This window comes from Roseovarius marisflavi (assembly GCF_900142625.1).
In the GTDB taxonomy this organism is placed as follows: Bacteria; Pseudomonadota; Alphaproteobacteria; order Rhodobacterales; family Rhodobacteraceae; genus Roseovarius; species Roseovarius marisflavi.
In genome coordinates this window covers 107365-123636 of record NZ_FRBN01000002.1, presented here as the reverse complement: position 1 = coordinate 123636, position 16272 = coordinate 107365, and the positions used below count along the sequence as shown (strand labels likewise).

The following is a 16272-nucleotide window of genomic DNA, read 5'->3' as shown; positions in this document are numbered from 1 at the left end:
GCGCCCAACCGCAGTTCGGATCGGGTGGGCGGCGGTTGCGTCGCCCCCCTTACCAATGTTTGAAATTCCCAGACAGGATGACACGCGATGACCCGCATTCTCATGACGCTCTTGGTGTCTCTTTTTCTGACGGTCCCCCTGGCCGCGCAAGAGGCGGCCGAGGTTCCGCAGCCGGACCGCTCGGCAACCGGTGGGGCGCAGACACTGGACGATATCCTTGCCCGGCAACGCGGCGAGAAGATTGACGATTCATTCCGCTCCGGCGCGACGGGCAACCCCGACAACGCCGCCGGGGTTGCAAATCAGCTTGGCACGCTTGGCGGCACATCGGATTCCGAGGTCTGGCGCGCGCTGCGCTATGGTCTTGACGATGTCAAAGTCTCAAGCGGTGGCCCCGAGGCCCGTGTTCTTATTCAGGATGGCGGCATGAGATGGCTGCAATTCCGCGAAGGGCCGCTGGCGACCTATGGCGCCTACCTGCTTGGCGGTACAATCGTGCTTCTGGCGCTGTTCTTCCTGCTGCGCGGCCGCATCCGCATCGACGGCGAAAAGACCGGCCGCACCGTGACCCGCTTTCAGGCGGTCGAGCGCTTTGGTCACTGGCTTATGGCCGGCTCTTTCGTGGTGCTTGGCATCACCGGGCTGATCACGCTGTTTGGCCGCAAAGTGCTTATTCCCGCGTTCGGCCACGAGATGTTCTCGACTATGGCGATTGCGTCGAAATGGGTGCACAACAATATCTCATGGGCCTTCATGATCGGCCTTGTGATGGTGTTCTTCATGTGGGTGATGCACAATATCCCCAACAAGACCGACCTGAAATGGCTGGCCGTTGGTGGTGGTATCTTCAAGAAAGGCGTTCACCCGCCCGCCAAGAAGTTCAACGCCGGTCAAAAGATGATCTTCTGGTCGGTGATCCTGTTTGGTGCCTCGATCTCGGTGACTGGCCTGTCGCTGTTGTTCCCCTTCGAATTGCCGATGTTCGCCAAGACCTTTGCGATCCTCAATCAGACCGGCCTGCCGCAGGCGATTGGCTTTGGCGAATTGCCGGTCATGCTTGCGCCGCATGAGGAAATGCAGCTTGCGACGCTCTGGCATTCGATCATGGCCTTTGTTCTGATGGCGATCATCCTGGCGCATATCTACATCGGTTCGATCGGGATGGAAGGCGCCTATGACGCAATGGGGTCGGGCGAAGTCGAAGAGCAATGGGCGCGCGAGCACCACAGCCTTTGGCTTGAGGAGATTCGCAAGGCCGAGGGTCAGACCGAAGGCAAAGCGACCCCTGCAGAGTAGCCATGGGCCGACTTTTGACAGGCCTGTTGTCTCTTGGGCTGGCGGCGATGACCTCGCCGCTGGCAGCGCAGGATTTTACCACGCTAAAGGGGCATGGCGGACCGATCATGGGCATTGCCGTGCAGCAACAGACCGGACAGGTGGCCTCGGCCAGTTTCGACAATTCGGTGGGGCTCTGGCAGGGGCGGATGCCGCGCTGGCTTGAGGGGCACCGCGCGGCGGTGATCAGTCTTGAGTACCTTGGCGAGACCCGCCTTGTGTCGGGCGGCGATGATTTTGCGCTTATGGTCTGGGACACTGAAAGCGGCAATCACACCCGCCTTGAGGGGCACAAGGGCAAGATCGCGGCGCTTGATGTTTCGCCCGATGGGCAATGGATCGCCTCGGCAAGCTGGGACGGCTCTATCGGGATTTGGCCGCTTGCGGGGGGCGCGCCACGGTTCCTGAGTGGCCATGACGCAGCCGTGACCGATGTTGCGTTTGGGCGTGATGGCGGGCTGCTTTATTCGTCGTCCTCCGATGGCACGGTCCGCGAATGGCACTGGCAGGAGCGGGGCATGCGCCCTCGCGTCGTGATCAATCAGGGGTTTGGCGTGAACCGGATCATGCTTGGCCCCGATGATGCCTGGCTGGCCTATGGCGCGGTTGACGGCGCGACGCGGGTGATCCGGCCCGAGACCGGCGAGACGGTGGCGGATTTTACCCTTGATCGCCGCCCGATCCTGTCGCTGGCCTTTCATGCGGGCAGCGGGCAATTGGCGGCAGGGGACGGGCATGGCTATATCATGGTGATCGACACCCATGACTGGCGCATCGCGCGCGATTTTCGCGCCATGCAGCGCGGCCCGGTCTGGGCGCTGGAGTTTTCGCCCGATGGCGGGACGATCTATGCCGGAGGCCTTAACGATGTGGTCTATGGCTGGCCGGTGGCCCTGTTGAGCGAATATGACCCGGCGGGCGCCTCTGAGCACAGCTTTTTGCGCGCGCCCCGCGAGATGGGCAACGGCGAGCGCCAATTCATGCGCAAATGCTCGATCTGTCACGCGCTCACGCCGCCGCCCTCGCGCAAGGCGGGGCCGACATTATACGGGGTGTTCGGGCGCGCCGCCGGCAGCGTGCCGGGCTATGCCTACTCAGAGATCCTGACCGGATCTGATATTATCTGGTCTGACGATACGATAGACGCTTTGTTTGATCTTGGACCGGATCACTATATCCCCGGCTCGAAGATGCCCATGCAACGGATCACGGCCCCGCAGGACCGACGCGATATGATAGACTACCTGCGGGATGCCACGGCCAAACAGGAGAACTGAGAATGAAAGCCATGATTACGGCCTTTGTGGCCAGCGCCATTATTGCCGCCGCCGCACCCTATGCTGTGGAGAAGGCGGGGTTCACGACCGAGGGCCAACGCGCGGGCGATGCTGTTCGCCTTGGTGACGCGGCCCAATGACCCCCGCCGCGGCCCGTGGCAGGCCCGCGCAAGAAGACCCCAATGATTACGGCGTAAACCTCGCGCTTGCGTCGGTTCTTGTGATCGACGACGAGCCGGGCATGCGCAACTTCCTGGTCAAGATTCTTGGCCCGCGCTGCAAGCGGGTCGAGCAGGCGAGCTCTTGCCGCGAGGCGGGCGACATCCTTGATCAGGCGCATTTCGACCTGGTGATCCTCGACAACATCATGCCCGAAAAGACCGGGCTCGATTGGCTTGAGGAACAGCGCCATGTCGGCTTTTTTGCCGATACCATCCTGATCACCGCCTATGCCGATCTGGATACCGCGATCAAGGCGCTGCGGGCCGGGGTGACCGATTTCGTGCTGAAACCGTTTCGGGCCAATCAGATATTGAACGCGGTGGCGCGCGCGCTTGACCGCAAGTATCTGCGGCGGGAAAACTATCTTTTGCGCCACGCGCTCTCTGAGGGCGGACAGGCCGCGCGCGGACGCCTTTTGGGCAATTCCGAGCCCATTCAGGCGGTGCGCGAGATGCTTGGCAAACTGGCGCCGATGCCCACCTCGGTTCTGTTCACCGGCGCAAGCGGCACCGGCAAGGAAATCGCCGCGCGCACCCTGCATGGCATGTCGGATCGCGCGGAAAAGCCGTTTGTCGCCATCAACTGCGCCGCGATTTCGCCCGAGCGGATTGCAGAAGAGCTCTTCGGCGTGGTCGAGGGCGAAAGCCACCGCATGGACGGTCTTTTGCTGCATGCCGATGGTGGCACCTTGTTGCTTGATGAGGTCGCGCAGCTTTCGGAGAATGTGCAGGCGGCCTTGCTGCGGGTGCTGGAAGACAAGCGGATCAGGCCGCTTGGCTCGGAACGTGAAATCCCGCTGAACCTGCGGTTTCTGTTTGCCACCAATGCCGATCTGAAACAGGCGGTTGCCGAGGGCCGCTTTCGCGCCGATCTTTATCACCGGATCAATGTGGTCAATATCGAGATGCCTCGCCTGAAAGAGCGCAAAGAGGATATCGTCGAGCTGGCCGCGCTTTTCATGAGCGAGTTCGTCAAGTCGCTTGGCATGCAGGCGCTTGAGCTGAACGAAGAGGTCTTGTTGAAGCTGAGCCGCTATGACTGGCCCGGCAATGTGCGCGAATTGCGCAACCTGATTGAACGCTCGGTGATCCTTGGGGCCTTTCCGGATGAGTTTGCCGGCTCTGGTCGCGTCAGCGGCGCACAGGCAATTGAGACGCTGGAACTTGTGGAACAGCGTCATATCATGGCGGTGCTCGACGCCTGCGGCGGCAACCGCGCCGAGGCGGCGCGACGCCTTGGCGTGGCGCGCAAGACGGTGGATCGCAAATGCGCGGCCTGGGGGCTTTAGCGGCTCTTCGCGCTCAGCTCACCCCCTGATCCTCGGGAAGCCAGACCGTGAATTCCGCCCCGCCGCTGGCCAGGTTGCGCACGGAAATAAGCCCCTTTGCGCCCTGGATCAGGGTTTGGCTGACCGCGAGACCAAGCCCGGTGCCTTCGCCTAGCTTTGTGGTGAAGAACGGATCAAACACCGACGCCAGCTTGTCGACGGGAATGCCGGGGCCGGTGTCGGCAAGGATCAAGGCTGCGCCGCTTTTCCCCGCCTGATCGCGCCGCATCAGGCGGATCGTCAAGGCGCCGCGCGCGCCCATCGCCTGCACGGCATTGACCACAAGATTGATGATCACCTGCTGCAACTCGCCGGGGTTGATGCGCACAGGCGGTGTGTCTTCGGCCATCTCGATGGAAAGCCGGGTTTGCGCATTGGCGATTACGTGATCGACCAACACAAGGCAATCCTTCAGCACCATGGCGATATCCACCTGTTCCTCGAAGGTACCAAATTCGCTTGGCCGCGCAAATTGCAGCAGTTTGGACACGATCGCGCTTATCCGTCCGACCTGTCTGTCGATCAGCGACAGCTCGGTTTCCACCGGCTCGGTTCCGTCGCCCAGGGTCTGGCGGATCACATCGACATTGCCCTGAATGACCGCCACCGGGTTATTGATCTCATGCGCGACCCCGGCGGTGATCTCGCCGATAGAGGCGAGCTTTTCCGACATCACCAGTTGCTTGTAGGTCGTTTCCAGTTTTTGATTGGTCTCGCGCAATTCCGCCGTGCGCTCCTCCACCCGGGTATTGAGCGAATCCGCCCAGGACCGCAGATCGCGGTCGCGTTCCTGAACCTGGTCAAGCAGGCTGTCCAGATGTGCTGCCACCGCGCCGATTTCATCGCGTGAGCGCACCGGCCCGATGCGGGCGTCAAGCTGGCCGTCCTCGACCTTGCGCATGGTCTGGGTCATCCGTTCCAGTGGCGAGAAAATACCGCCCGCCAGCCGCAGGAACAGCGGCACACTCAGCGCCAGAATGGCCAGAAAGGCAGAAAATATAAGGATATAGGCGCTGCGCTTGGCGGCCGTGAAGGGCGCCTCAAGGAAGCCCACGTAAAGCATGCCAACGCGATTGCCGAAACTGTCGATCAGCGGCTCATAGGCCGACATATACCAATCATTGACCACGAAGGCGCTATCGAGCCAGGTCCGCCCGGCATCCAGAACCGCACCGCGCACCGCCGCCGAAACGCGCGTTCCAAGCGCGCGTTCGCCCTCGAACAGGCGCACGTTGGTCGAGATGCGCACATCCTCGAGAAACAGCGTCGCGGTGCCCTTGCGGTCATCGCTGTCGCCGGTGGTGCGATAAACAAGTGCGTTGATCGTGTCGATGAAATCAAGGTTGCGGTTCAGTAATATCCCCCCCACAAGCACCCCGCTGCGCTCTGGTGTGGTGACGGCGGTGGCGGTATGCACGACCATGCCGCGATCCTCGGTGGTGCGCTCGGTGGGCACGGCGGCGCGGGTCTCGATCAGGGGCACGCGCGCGCGCGCCGCAAGCCCCGTACCACTGGGCAGGGCGGCCAGATCGGCGCCTGCAAGAATGTCGATTTCCGTGGCCGACCCGCCGCGCACCGCCGCCGCAATCACCGGCCAGAGAGCGGCCTTTTCGCGCGCCTCGGGGGCGGGCAGGAAATAAAGGAAATCAAGCCCGAGGGTCGCGCGGTTATCCTGAAGAAAGCGGTTGAAACGGTCAGGGTTGTGCTGGCTTGCGCGGTTGAAATCAAGCGAGCGCGCAAGGCTGCGCACGTCGTTGCCGGTGGTGGTCAGGATGCGTTGCAGATATTGATCGGCGATGCGCAGATCGCTTTGCACATTGGTGATCAAAAGGTTGTCATAATTGGCCGACCAGCGGTTGACGGCCAGCAAAAGCAACAGCGGCATCAGCACCATCAAGGGCAGCAAGGCCAGGATCAGAAGTCGAAGCCGAACGGAGGTCATGAATATGTCGGGCCCTATGGTCTGGGCCCGACATTAGGATATTTGCGCGCCGCCCGCAATCATGCGCGGGGCTTGGAATTTGCGCCTTAGTTCCAACCGACCTGATTGAAGATCGCCTGCGCCTCGGCGGCATTGCGGCTAAAGGCCGAGGTATTGGTGGTGGTGTCTGGCTTGAACGCGCCAAGCCGCGCGGTGCCCTCGTCCCCGGCCATGCCGTCAACGACCGGGTATTCGTGGTTGTCGCGGGCAAACTGGGTCTGGGCAAACTCGCCGGTCAGGAACTCCAGAAGCGCGGTGGCTTCCTCGGGGTGGGGGGCGGCGGCGATCATCGCCGCCACGGCCAGATTGACATGCGCGCCGCGCCCGTCCTGATTGGGCCAGACCCAGCCGATGCCCTCGATGCCTGAGGTCAGCCCGTCAACATCGCCATCAAAGCCGCGCAGGAAGTAGTAGTTATTGGCGACCGCCACATCGCATTCGCCCGAGACCAGCCCGCGAAGCTGATCGGTGTCGCCGCCCTGGGGCGGGCGCGCCATGTTGCCGACAACTCCGGCCGCCCAGGTCTTGGCCGCGTCCACGCCGTCGGCGTCGATGATCGAGGCCAGAAGCGACTGGTTATAGACGTTCGAGGACGAGCGGATACAGACTTTGCCCTGCCATTTCGGCTCGGCCAGTTCCTCATAGGTTTGCGGCGGGGTCTCGACGCGATCCTTGGCGTAAAAGATGATACGCGTACGCTGTGACAGGCCAAACCAGAGGTCATCCGGGTGGCGCAGATGCGCGGGCACGCGGGTCTTGATGACGTCCGAGGTAAAGGGCTGAAGCACGCCGGCCTCTTCGGCGCGTGCCATGCGGCCCACGTCAACGGTGATGAACACATCGGCGGGGCTATTGGCGCCTTCGGCGGTCAGGCGCGCGATAAGCTCGTCCGCGTCGGCCTCAATCCGGTTGACGGAAATGCCTGTCTTGTCAGTAAATTCCTCATAAAGCGCGTTGTCGGAATCATAGTGGCGGCTGGAATATACATTGACCTCCTGCGCGAGCACGGGGGTGGTCAGCGCGAGGGTTGCGGCCATGCCTATGACAGCTTTGAGCGATTGCATCGGGTGTCCTCTCTTGGGTGTCCGAGTGAAGTGATGCGCCTGTTTTCTTATTTCTGACTAAAATAGTCAATAAATAATTCCGACTAAAATAGTCGGAGTAGATTTCTTCGGCGGATCAGCGCGCAGATCACCCCCTCTGGCGGGTGAGCATACTGCCGCCAAGGCTTGTCGCGGCAAAGATGAGCGCGGCGAGACAGACAATCGTCGGCCCCGTCGGCGTATCAAGCCGGAACGACGCGCCAAGCCCGCCAAGTGCCGAAATCGCGGCGATCACCGTGGCAATCGTGGCCATCCGTTCGGGCGTGCCCGCCAGCGGGCGCGCGGCGGCGGCGGGCACGATCAGCATGGCCGCGATCAGCAAGACCCCGACCACCTTGATCGCCACCGCCACCACAAGCGCAAGCGCCAGCGTCAGGACAAGCTGTTCGCGGCGCGGGTTGATGCCCCCGGCATAGGCAAGGTCAGGGCTTAGGGTGGCGGTCAAAAGCGCCTGCCATCGCCAGAGCAACAGGCCAACCACAAGAGCGGCCCCGCCCCAGATCACCGCAATATCGCCGACGCTCACGGCCAGAATATCGCCAAAGAGATAGGCCATAAGGTCGATCCGCACGCCGCTCAGGAAGGACACCGCCACAAGGCCAAAGGCAAGCGCGGAATGGGCCAGCACGCCGAGCAGCGTATCCATCGCAAAGCCACGCCCCGACAGGGCAGAGACCGTCATCGCCATGACAAGCGAGACCGCAAGCGCGCCGATAAAGACCGAGGTCGAAAACGCCAGGGCAAGCGCCACACCAAGGATCGCGGCATGCGCCGTCGCATCGCCGAAATAGGCCATCCGCCGCCAGACCACGAAACACCCCAAAGGGGCCGCGGCAAGCGCCACGCCAAGCCCGGCAAGAGCGGCGCGCAGCATGAAGTCGTCAAGCAGGGTCATTCGGCGGCCTCATGTGGGTGATCGTGATCGTGATCATGCGTGCAATCGGCACTATGGTCGTGATCGTGGTTGTGTTCATGCCGGTAAAGCGCCAAGGCGCCCTGGGTGCCGCGCCCGAAAATGGCGCGATATTCTTCGGCCTGCGCCACCACCTCGGGGCGCCCCTCGCAACAGATATGGCCGTTCAGGCAAATCACCCGGTCGCTGGCGCTCATCACCACGTGCAATTCGTGGCTGACCATCAGAACGGCGCAGCCAAGGCTTTGGCGGACCTCTTCGATGCGGCGGTAAAACGCGGCAGAACCGGGTTGATCAAGCCCCTGCGTGGCCTCGTCCAAAATCAGAAGATCGGGTTTCTCCATCAGGGCGCGCGCCAGAAGGACGCGCTGAAACTGTCCGCCGGACAGGTCTGCCATCTGGTGGTCGCGCAGATCCGGCAGGCCCGCCTGTTCCAGAGCGGCGCGCAGGTCTTCGGCCGGATGACGGCGTGGCAGGCCCAGAAACCGGGTCACCGTCAGCGGCAGGGTCGGGTCGATATGAAGCTTTTGCGGCACATAGCCGATCCGCAGCCCCGGCGCGCGGATGACCGCGCCGCCACTCGGGGCGAGGGCGCCGATGATGGCGCGCAGAAGCGTCGATTTGCCAGAGCCGTTCGGCCCGACGATGGTCACGATCTCGCCGCGCTCAATCGACAGGTTGACGCCCTCAAGCACCATATCGCCGCCAAGGCGCATGCTCAGGTCCCTGGTCTCGATCAGGCGCATGCGGGCACCCCCTTGCGGCAATTGGGGCAGAGGCCAAGCGCCTCGACCACGGCCTGTTCGATGGAAAACCCGGTGTTGACCGCCGCACGCCCCAGCATCCCGCGCGAGGGTTCTGCATGGGCCTCGGCCACCGCATCGCAATTGCGACAGATCAGAAAGGCCGGCGTGTGATCCTCTCCGGGATGGGTGCAGGCGATAAAGGCATTGAGCCGCTCGATCTTATGGGCAAAGCCGTGGTTGACCAGAAAATCCAGCGCGCGATAGGCCACTGGCGGCTGTGATCCCAAGCCCTCATCGCGCAGCGTGTCGAGGATTTCATAGGCCCCCATCGCCCGGTGCCGCGCCAGCAGGATTTCAAGCACCCGGCGGCGCACCGGGGTGAACTGAAGCTTGTGCGCGGCGCAATAGACCTCGACCGCCGCAAGGGCGGCGCGCATGCAGGAGGCGTGGTCGTGCTTTTGAAATCCGATCGTATCCATGGCGGGCCTTTCGGGGCAACGTTTCGGGGTTGATATGTTATAGAGTTACATTTATCAAGCTGCGTGAAATGTTATACTATCACAGGGGTAGCGAAATGTTGAGCCGTCTTGTCGTCGCGCTTTCTGGCGCAATGAGTGGAGCCCTCGGACTGGCCAGCATGGCCTTGGCCGAGGTGCCGCGCGTCGCGGTCGATGTCGCGCCGGTGCATTCGCTGGTGGCGCGGGTGATGCAGGGCGTGGGCGCGCCTGCGTTGATCGTGCGCCCGGGCGCGTCGCCGCATGGCTATGCGATGCGCCCCTCCGAGGCGACGGCGCTTGAAGAGGCCGATCTGGTGATCTGGGTCGGCGAGGCGCTGACGCCCTGGCTTGATGGCGGCATTGAAAACCTCGCGTCGCGCGCGCGGGTGGTCGAGCTTTTGGGGGCCGAGGAGACGCGCGTTCTGGACCTGCGCGAAGGGGTTGTCTTTGGCGCGGCGCAGGATGGCGAGACCCCTGCGGCCCACGACCATGACCACGACCACCACGACCATGAGGGGCTTGACCCGCACGCCTGGCTTGACCCGGAAAACGCGCGCCGCTGGCTTGGGCTTTTTGCCGATGAGCTGGCGGCGCTCGATCCCGAGCATGCGGCGCAATACGCCGAGAACGCGGCCACGGCGCAGGCTGAACTGGATGCGCTGATGGGGGCGATCAAGGCCGAGCTTGCCCCGATCAAGGACGCGCGCTTTCTTGTCTATCACGACGCCTATCAGTATTTCGAGGTCTGGTCGGGCCTTGCGGCCTCGGGGGCGATTGCGCTTGGTGATGCGGCCAATCCCGGCCCTTCGCGGGTGGCGGCGCTGCGCGATATGGCGCGGGAGCAAAACGTTGCCTGCGTCTTTTCCGAGCCGCAATTCGACCCAAAGTTGGTGACGCGCGTGTTCGGCGATGTGGCGGGGCATGGCGTTCTTGATCCGATGGCAAGCGATCACGCGCCGGGGCCCGATCTTTACCCCGATCTGATGCGCGCGATGGCACGGGCCCTTGCGACCTGCCTTGGCGCACAGCGCTAGGCCTGTCGAAACCTGCGCGAAAACGCAGCGTAAAACTTGCGCCGCCCCGCAATCCCGCACATTCTGTCCCGCAGGGAGAGAGCCGTGCGGGACAGCGCGGCCGATTGGGAGGACGCTACATGAGTTTTACGTGCCGACAGGACGTGATCGACATCGAGACCGAAGTGACATGGGAGGCGCGGGACAAACCCGACACCCTTTACCAGATGCTCAGCCACACGGCGCGCAGCTTTCCCGACCGCCCCGCCGTCAGCTATCAGCTGTTTTCCGGGGCGAGCGATCCGTCGCATACCCTGACCTGGAAACAGTTCCACGATCAGTGCTGTCAGGCGGCCAACCTGTTCCGAAGCCTCAAGGTGGGTGAAAACGACGTTGTCGCGCTTGTCCTGCCCAATTGTCTTGAAACCGCGATTGCCACCATCGGCGGCGCCATCGCCGGGATCGTCAACCCGATCAACCCGCTGCTTGAACCCGAACAGATCGGCGCGATCCTCCGCGAAACCGAGGCCAAGGTTGTCATCACGCTCAAATCCTTCCCCAAGACCGACATCGCCCAGAAAACCGCCGAAGCGGTCCGCCATGCGCCGGGCGTGCATACGGTTCTTGAGATTGATCTCAACCGTTACCTGAGCCCGCCCAAAAGCTGGATCGTGCCGCTGGTGCGGCCGAAATCGCCGACCGGGCACCATGCCGATATCCTGAATTTCAACAAGGCGGTGGCGGGCCAGAATACGAGCCTTGATTTCCCTGATTCCACCGGGGATCGCGTGGCGGCCTATTTTCATACCGGCGGCACCACCGGCATGCCCAAGGTGGCGCAGCACCGCTATTCCGGGATGATCTATAACGGCTGGATCGGTCATACATTGCTGTTTACCGAACATGACAACGTGATGTGTCCGCTGCCGCTTTTCCATGTGTTTGCCTGTCACGTGATCCTGATGGCGATGATCAAATCGGGCGCGCATGTGGTCTTTCCGACGCCTGCGGGCTATCGCGGCGAGGGGGTGTTCGATAACTTCTGGAAGCTCTGCGAGCGCTGGAAGATCAGCTTTGTGATCACCGTGCCCACGGCCGTTTCCGCGCTCATGCAGCGCAAGGTCGATGCCGATCTCAGCACCGTGCGCAACGCCTTTTCCGGCTCGGCCCCGATGCCGATGGAGCTGTTCAAGCGGTTTGAATCGGCCACCGGCATGACCGTGATCGAGGGCTATGGTCTGACCGAGGCGACCTGTCTTGTGGCCTGTAACCCCCCGGAAGGCGAAAAGAAAGTCGGATCGGTCGGGGTGCCGTTCCCCTATACCGACGTGCGCATTTACAAGACCGACGCCGAGGGCCAGCCGGTGGAATGCGCCGCCGATGAGGTCGGTGAAATCTGTATTTCAAGCCCCGGCGTTTACGAGGGAAATACCTATACCGAGGCCGCGAAGAATATCGACCTTTACCATCACGATCACTATCTGCGCACTGGCGATCTGGGGCGGATTGACCCGGATGGCTATGTCTGGATCACCGGGCGGGCCAAGGATCTGATCATTCGGGGCGGGCATAATATCGACCCCGCCGAGATCGAAGAGGCGCTGATGGCGCATGCCGAAGTGGCGATGGCCGGTGCGATTGGCCAGCCCGATGCGCATTCCGGCGAAATGCCCTGCGCCTATGTCGAGCTGGTCGAGGGCGGGAGCGTCACCGGCGAGGACCTGCTTGAGCATTGCAAAATCCATGTCCACGAACGCGCCGCGATCCCGAAATATGTCGAGGTTCTGGACGAACTGCCGAAAACCGCCGTGGGCAAGGTGTTCAAGCCCGACCTGCGCAAACGCGCCATCACGCGGATCTATAATGCCGCCCTCGCCAAGGCCGAAATCGCGGCCGAGGTGGTGCTTGTGGTTGACGACAAAAAGCGCGGGTTGGTGGCGCAGGTGCGCAAGACCGGCAATGTCGACGAGGAACAGCTTGGCCATACCCTCGGGCAATTCGTGCGCCCGTGGGAATGGGCCGACTAGGGGGCGTGCATCGGAGCGAATAGGATGACAGATCAGACTTTCAGACTGGACCCTAACCCGGACGTTATGGAAGCATCCGATATCAACGGGCCCGAGGTTTTTACCACCGACGATCAAACCGAGCTGAACCACACCCATTTCGCCACGCCGGACGAGTCGGTTTTGTCAGGCGTCTGGGAATGCGCGCCGTGCCGGGACGAGATCGAGAGCTACCCGGTGCATGAAATGATGACCGTCATTTCGGGTGTTTTGGTCCTGACCCATGCCGATGGGCGATCCGAGACATTTACGGCGGGCGACACGTTCTTCATCGCCAAGGGAACGAAACTGATCTGGGAAATCACTCAGACCCTGCGCAAGTTCTATATGATCGTAAGCTGAATCAGCCCGCGGATTTGACAAGGGTTTTGCGTGCTACTTCGGTGATTTGAGCGATGTATTTTTCCTGCGGCCAGCTGCAAAGCTGAGTCAGATGCTCCCATGTGGGGATCGACAGCAAGGTCCAGAGCAGGTCTGTGGCGCTATCGCGGTCAAGATTTAGGGCGCCGTCACGGTCCAGCGCCTCAATCGCCGCAGCGCAGCCTTCGCGCATATCCGCCATCCGTTCGCCCCAGGCGCGGGCGGCATCCTCGTCGGTGGCCTGCATCACCATGAGGGTCTTGGCGACGCCGAAAATCCTGGGGATGTAATTGCCCCAGGCCTCGATAAAGGCATCGAGACGCTCAAGCCCGGTTGTGGCTGTGCGGCTTGCGCCGAGCATCTCCTGCACGCCGAACACCTCGTCCTGATGCTTGGTCGTGGCGATGAAGAGCTCTGTGCGGTTGGGAAAGTGCAGATAGAGCGCCTGACGGCTGACCCCGGCCTTTTTCGCAATGTCCGACATGCGGGCGGCCACGCCGGGGTTTGATTCCAAAAGCTCCCAGGCGGCTTTCAGGATGCGAATGCGGGTGGGCGAATTATCACTTGACACAATGTAAACCTCCGGTTTATTTACACCGTGTAAATTGACGCAGTGTAAAGTCAACGGAGAAAAGACCATGACCAAGAAAATATTCATCTGGGTGGCACACCCCAAGGCGGCCTCGCTCTGTGCGGGGTTGGCCGATGCCTATCAGGCGGGCGCCGAAGCCAAGGGCGCCGAAATTCGCCGCATGGATCTTTGCACCATGCAGTTTGATCCGACGTTCGAGGGGTATGGCCCCGACGCCCCGGCGCTCGAGACGGATCTTCTGGAGTGGCAGGACAACCTTGCCTGGGCCGATCACGTGCTGATCGTGCACCCCTATTGGTGGGGGGCGATGCCGACGCGGGCCAAGGCGGTTCTGGATCGCGCGCTGACCTCGGGGTTTGCCTATAAGTATCACCGGCGCGGCATGGGCTGGGATAAATTGCTGACCGGGCGCACGGCGGATGCCCTGATCACCTCGGACACGCCGCCGCTGATCGACACGTTTATCTATCGCAAACCGGCGCGCCGGGTGATCCGAAATCAGGTGCTTGGATTCTGCGGGATCAAGGTGCGCAACGTGGTGCAATTCGGCTCGGTCAAGCTTGCCGATGCGGCCAAGATCGACCGCTGGATCGGCAAGGCCCGCGCCATGGGACAGGCAGCGGCCTGAGACATCATCAAAAGGACAGGATCAATGACACATGTGATTGAAGTGACGGTATTTGCGAGCGCGGCCCTTGTAATGGCGCTTGTGGCCGGGGTGTTTCTGGCGTTTTCGGATTTCGTCATGCGCTCGCTCGGGGGGGCTGCGCCGGGGACGGGGATCGAGGCGATGCAAAAGATCAACCGCGAGGTTTATGGCTCGGTGTTTCTGGTCGGATTGCTCGGCCTGGCGCCGGTGTCTCTGGGGCTGGCGGGCTATGGCGTGATGTCCATGAGCGGGCCTGCGGCGGGGTGGATCATTGTCGGCGGGCTGATCTATTTCGGGGGCACGTTTCTGGTGACGATGCTGGGCAATGTGCCGATGAACAAACGGCTTGACCTGATGGTGGTGAGCGCGCCGGAAACGATCAGCTATTGGGAGGTCTATGCGCGCCGTTGGACCCGCTGGAACCACCTGCGCACGGCGGCCTCGGCGATTGCGGCGGCCTGCTTGTTGATCGGCGTGGTGCTTTATGCCTGAAGCGGTCCCTCATCGCGCCCTTGCGTGCGCGCCTCGTGCGAGGCAGCCACGCAAGGGGCTGATGAGCATGTCGCCTAGGACAGGTCTCTGTAATTTACCTCGGGCGTATCACCGCCCGATTTCTCGCGCCGCACCAGAAGGTTATTGAGCGCATGCACATAGGCCCTGGCACTGGCCACAACCGTATCGGTATCGGCCGATTGCCCGGTCACAATTCGCCCGGATTCTTCCATCCGCACGCTGACCGTGGCTTGTGCGTCTGTGCCCTCGGTCACCGCGTGCACCTGATAAAGCTGCAAACGTGCGTCATGCGGGAACAGGTTTTTGACTGCGTTGAAGGTCGCATCGACCGGCCCGTCGCCTGTGGCCTCGGTCGTATGCTCAACGCCATCAATCGCCATGGTCAGGGTCGCCTGTTGCGGCCCTTCGGTGCCACAGACCACGCGCAAGTGCTTGATCTGCAAGCGATCGCCTTCACCGTCAATCCCGACATTGACCAGCGCAATCAGGTCTTCGTCATAGACCTCTTTCTTGCGATCGGCCAATTCCTTGAAGCGCACGAACACATCTTTGAGCTGATTATCGGCCAGATCATAGCCCAGATCATGCAGTTTCGAGCGCAAGGCGGCACGGCCCGAATGTTTGCCCATGACGATATTGGTTTCCGCCAGACCCACATCCGACGGGCGCATGATCTCGAAGGTTTCGGCGTTCTTGAGCATGCCATCCTGATGGATGCCCGATTCATGGGCGAAGGCGTTCTTGCCGACAATCGCCTTGTTGAACTGGACCGGAAAGCCCGAGACCGTCGCCACCCGGCGCGAGATGTTCATGATCTTGGTGGTGTCGATGCCAGTGGCGTAGGGCATGATATCGCCACGCACCTTGAGCGCCATCACCACCTCTTCCAGCGCGGTGTTGCCGGCGCGTTCACCAAGGCCGTTGATGGTGCATTCAATCTGGCGCGCGCCGCCCGCGACGGCGGCCAGAGCGTTGGCGGTCGCCATGCCAAGGTCGTTGTGGCAATGGGTGGCAAAGATCACCTCATCGGCGCCCGGCACCGTGGCAATCAACCGACGGATCAGATCGGCGGATTCAACCGGCGCCGTATAGCCGACCGTATCGGGAATGTTGATCGTGCTGGCCCCGGCCTTGATCGCGATTTCGATCGTGCGGCACAGATAATCCCATTCGGTGCGCGTGGCATCCATCGGCGACCATTGCACGTTGTCACACAAGTTGCGGGCATGGGTCACGGTTTCATGAATCCGCTCGGCCATCTGATCCATGTCGAGATTGGGAATCGCCCGGTGCAGCGGCGAGGTGCCGATAAAGGTGTGAATGCGCGGTTGCGCAGCACCTTTCACCGCCTCCCAGCAGCGGTCGATATCCTTGATGTTGGCGCGTGCCAGCCCGCAGATCACGGCGTTCTTCGAGTTCTTGGCAATCTCGCTCACGGCGCGAAAATCACCTTCCGAGGCGATGGGAAAACCGGCCTCGATGATATCGACGCCCATCTCATCCAGCAGCCCGGCAATTTCGAGCTTTTCGGCATGGGTCATGGTGGCGCCGGGGGATTGTTCGCCATCGCGCAAAGTGGTGTCAAAAATCACCACACGCTCTTTTGAGGCCGACGAGGGAACGCGGTTGTTCGTTTGATCAGTCATTTTGGGTCTCTTTTTATCTGTCCTAAGCCTAT

At 61.9% G+C, this 16272-nt stretch carries 16 protein-coding genes; 9 read left to right on the top strand and 7 right to left on the bottom strand.

The features are described 5' to 3' along the window. The first annotated feature begins 87 nt into the window (after nucleotides 1-87). The 4 genes from BUB78_RS02875 to BUB78_RS02865 are packed head-to-tail and all read left to right on the top strand — an operon-like array spanning nucleotide 88 to nucleotide 4122. Entirely contained in the window at nucleotides 88-1296 is a 1209-nt protein-coding gene (locus BUB78_RS02875; protein WP_073194870.1) for a formate dehydrogenase subunit gamma, read from the top strand. A gap of 2 nt (nucleotides 1297-1298) precedes the next feature. After that, the gene (locus tag BUB78_RS02870) at nucleotides 1299-2612 is read left to right on the top strand and encodes a c-type cytochrome (protein WP_073194867.1); all 1314 of its coding nucleotides are present in this window, start codon (nucleotides 1299-1301) and stop codon (nucleotides 2610-2612) included. A gap of 2 nt (nucleotides 2613-2614) precedes the next feature. Continuing rightward, entirely contained in the window at nucleotides 2615-2752 is a 138-nt protein-coding gene (locus BUB78_RS20600; RefSeq protein ID WP_170865009.1) for a hypothetical protein, read from the top strand. Continuing rightward, a complete protein-coding gene (locus tag BUB78_RS02865) occupies nucleotides 2749-4122 on the top strand; it encodes a sigma-54-dependent transcriptional regulator (RefSeq protein WP_073194865.1) in 1374 nt (457 codons plus the stop codon). The genes BUB78_RS20600 and BUB78_RS02865 overlap by 4 nt, the downstream gene beginning before the upstream one ends. A 13-nt stretch (nucleotides 4123-4135) precedes the next feature. Here the strand turns inward: BUB78_RS02865 and BUB78_RS02860 are convergent, their stop codons facing one another. The 5 genes from BUB78_RS02860 to BUB78_RS02840 all read right to left on the bottom strand — a co-directional run bounded on the left by BUB78_RS02860 (nucleotide 4136) and on the right by BUB78_RS02840 (nucleotide 9383). Beyond that, entirely contained in the window at nucleotides 4136-6103 is a 1968-nt protein-coding gene (locus tag BUB78_RS02860; RefSeq protein WP_073194863.1) for a sensor histidine kinase, read from the bottom strand. 86 nt (nucleotides 6104-6189) lie between these two features. Beyond that, nucleotides 6190-7206: an extracellular solute-binding protein gene (locus BUB78_RS02855; RefSeq protein WP_073194861.1), complete on the bottom strand. Its 1017-nt coding sequence runs from the start codon at nucleotides 7204-7206 to the stop codon at nucleotides 6190-6192. A 127-nt stretch (nucleotides 7207-7333) separates the two neighbouring features. Beyond that, nucleotides 7334-8140, bottom strand: a complete 807-nt coding sequence (locus tag BUB78_RS02850; RefSeq protein WP_073194859.1) for a metal ABC transporter permease — start codon at nucleotides 8138-8140, stop codon at nucleotides 7334-7336. After that, complete coding sequence (locus tag BUB78_RS02845; protein ID WP_073194857.1) at nucleotides 8137-8904, bottom strand: ATP-binding cassette domain-containing protein; 768 nt, start codon at nucleotides 8902-8904, stop codon at nucleotides 8137-8139. Before BUB78_RS02845 ends, BUB78_RS02850 begins: the two co-directional genes overlap by 4 nt. Beyond that, entirely contained in the window at nucleotides 8895-9383 is a 489-nt protein-coding gene (locus BUB78_RS02840; RefSeq protein ID WP_073194855.1) for a Fur family transcriptional regulator, read from the bottom strand. Before BUB78_RS02840 ends, BUB78_RS02845 begins: the two co-directional genes overlap by 10 nt. Nucleotides 9384-9478: 95 nt before the next feature. Between BUB78_RS02840 and BUB78_RS02835 the strand changes: the two genes are divergently transcribed. The 3 genes from BUB78_RS02835 (at nucleotide 9479) to BUB78_RS02825 (ending at nucleotide 12822) form a co-directional block, all read left to right on the top strand. Continuing rightward, complete coding sequence (locus tag BUB78_RS02835; RefSeq protein WP_073194853.1) at nucleotides 9479-10435, top strand: zinc ABC transporter substrate-binding protein; 957 nt, start codon at nucleotides 9479-9481, stop codon at nucleotides 10433-10435. 119 nt (nucleotides 10436-10554) lie between these two features. After that, the gene (locus BUB78_RS02830) at nucleotides 10555-12441 is read left to right on the top strand and encodes an acyl-CoA synthetase (protein WP_073194851.1); all 1887 of its coding nucleotides are present in this window, start codon (nucleotides 10555-10557) and stop codon (nucleotides 12439-12441) included. Nucleotides 12442-12507: 66 nt separating this feature from the next. After that, nucleotides 12508-12822, top strand: a complete 315-nt coding sequence (locus BUB78_RS02825; RefSeq protein WP_073194849.1) for a cupin domain-containing protein — start codon at nucleotides 12508-12510, stop codon at nucleotides 12820-12822. A gap of 1 nt (nucleotide 12823) precedes the next feature. On the opposite strand, the gene BUB78_RS02820 is transcribed toward BUB78_RS02825, so the two are convergent. Further along, the gene (locus tag BUB78_RS02820; RefSeq protein ID WP_073194847.1) at nucleotides 12824-13411 is read right to left on the bottom strand and encodes a TetR/AcrR family transcriptional regulator; all 588 of its coding nucleotides are present in this window, start codon (nucleotides 13409-13411) and stop codon (nucleotides 12824-12826) included. 67 nt (nucleotides 13412-13478) lie between these two features. Between BUB78_RS02820 and BUB78_RS02815 the strand changes: the two genes are divergently transcribed. Both BUB78_RS02815 and BUB78_RS02810 read left to right on the top strand, forming a co-directional pair. Further along, nucleotides 13479-14060 (top strand): NAD(P)H-dependent oxidoreductase, encoded by a 582-nt coding sequence (locus BUB78_RS02815; RefSeq protein WP_073194845.1) that lies wholly within the window; start codon nucleotides 13479-13481, stop codon nucleotides 14058-14060. A gap of 24 nt (nucleotides 14061-14084) precedes the next feature. Then, nucleotides 14085-14573 carry an anthrone oxygenase family protein gene (locus BUB78_RS02810; protein ID WP_073194843.1) on the top strand — a complete coding sequence of 163 codons (489 nt, stop codon included), beginning with the start codon at nucleotides 14085-14087 and terminating at the stop codon, nucleotides 14571-14573. 74 nt (nucleotides 14574-14647) lie between these two features. On the opposite strand, the gene BUB78_RS02805 is transcribed toward BUB78_RS02810, so the two are convergent. Then, complete coding sequence (locus tag BUB78_RS02805; RefSeq protein WP_073194841.1) at nucleotides 14648-16240, bottom strand: 2-isopropylmalate synthase; 1593 nt, start codon at nucleotides 16238-16240, stop codon at nucleotides 14648-14650. Nucleotides 16241-16272 lie beyond the last annotated feature (32 nt).

Excerpts from the sequence above, each read along its gene's own strand:
- BUB78_RS02875 (WP_073194870.1), top strand. The coding sequence starts at position 88 with ATGACCCGCATTCTCATGACGCTCTTGGTGTCTCTTTTTCTGACGGTC.
- BUB78_RS02870 (WP_073194867.1), top strand. The coding sequence starts at position 1,299 with ATGGGCCGACTTTTGACAGGCCTGTTGTCTCTTGGGCTGGCGGCGATG.
- BUB78_RS20600 (WP_170865009.1), top strand. The coding sequence starts at position 2,615 with ATGAAAGCCATGATTACGGCCTTTGTGGCCAGCGCCATTATTGCCGCC.
- BUB78_RS02865 (WP_073194865.1), top strand. The coding sequence starts at position 2,749 with ATGACCCCCGCCGCGGCCCGTGGCAGGCCCGCGCAAGAAGACCCCAAT.
- BUB78_RS02860 (WP_073194863.1), bottom strand. The coding sequence starts at position 6,103 with ATGACCTCCGTTCGGCTTCGACTTCTGATCCTGGCCTTGCTGCCCTTG.
- BUB78_RS02855 (WP_073194861.1), bottom strand. The coding sequence starts at position 7,206 with ATGCAATCGCTCAAAGCTGTCATAGGCATGGCCGCAACCCTCGCGCTG.
- BUB78_RS02850 (WP_073194859.1), bottom strand. The coding sequence starts at position 8,140 with ATGACCCTGCTTGACGACTTCATGCTGCGCGCCGCTCTTGCCGGGCTT.
- BUB78_RS02845 (WP_073194857.1), bottom strand. The coding sequence starts at position 8,904 with ATGCGCCTGATCGAGACCAGGGACCTGAGCATGCGCCTTGGCGGCGAT.
- BUB78_RS02840 (WP_073194855.1), bottom strand. The coding sequence starts at position 9,383 with ATGGATACGATCGGATTTCAAAAGCACGACCACGCCTCCTGCATGCGC.
- BUB78_RS02835 (WP_073194853.1), top strand. The coding sequence starts at position 9,479 with ATGTTGAGCCGTCTTGTCGTCGCGCTTTCTGGCGCAATGAGTGGAGCC.
- BUB78_RS02830 (WP_073194851.1), top strand. The coding sequence starts at position 10,555 with ATGAGTTTTACGTGCCGACAGGACGTGATCGACATCGAGACCGAAGTG.
- BUB78_RS02825 (WP_073194849.1), top strand. The coding sequence starts at position 12,508 with ATGGAAGCATCCGATATCAACGGGCCCGAGGTTTTTACCACCGACGAT.
- BUB78_RS02815 (WP_073194845.1), top strand. The coding sequence starts at position 13,479 with ATGACCAAGAAAATATTCATCTGGGTGGCACACCCCAAGGCGGCCTCG.
- BUB78_RS02810 (WP_073194843.1), top strand. The coding sequence starts at position 14,085 with ATGACACATGTGATTGAAGTGACGGTATTTGCGAGCGCGGCCCTTGTA.
- BUB78_RS02805 (WP_073194841.1), bottom strand. The coding sequence starts at position 16,240 with ATGACTGATCAAACGAACAACCGCGTTCCCTCGTCGGCCTCAAAAGAG.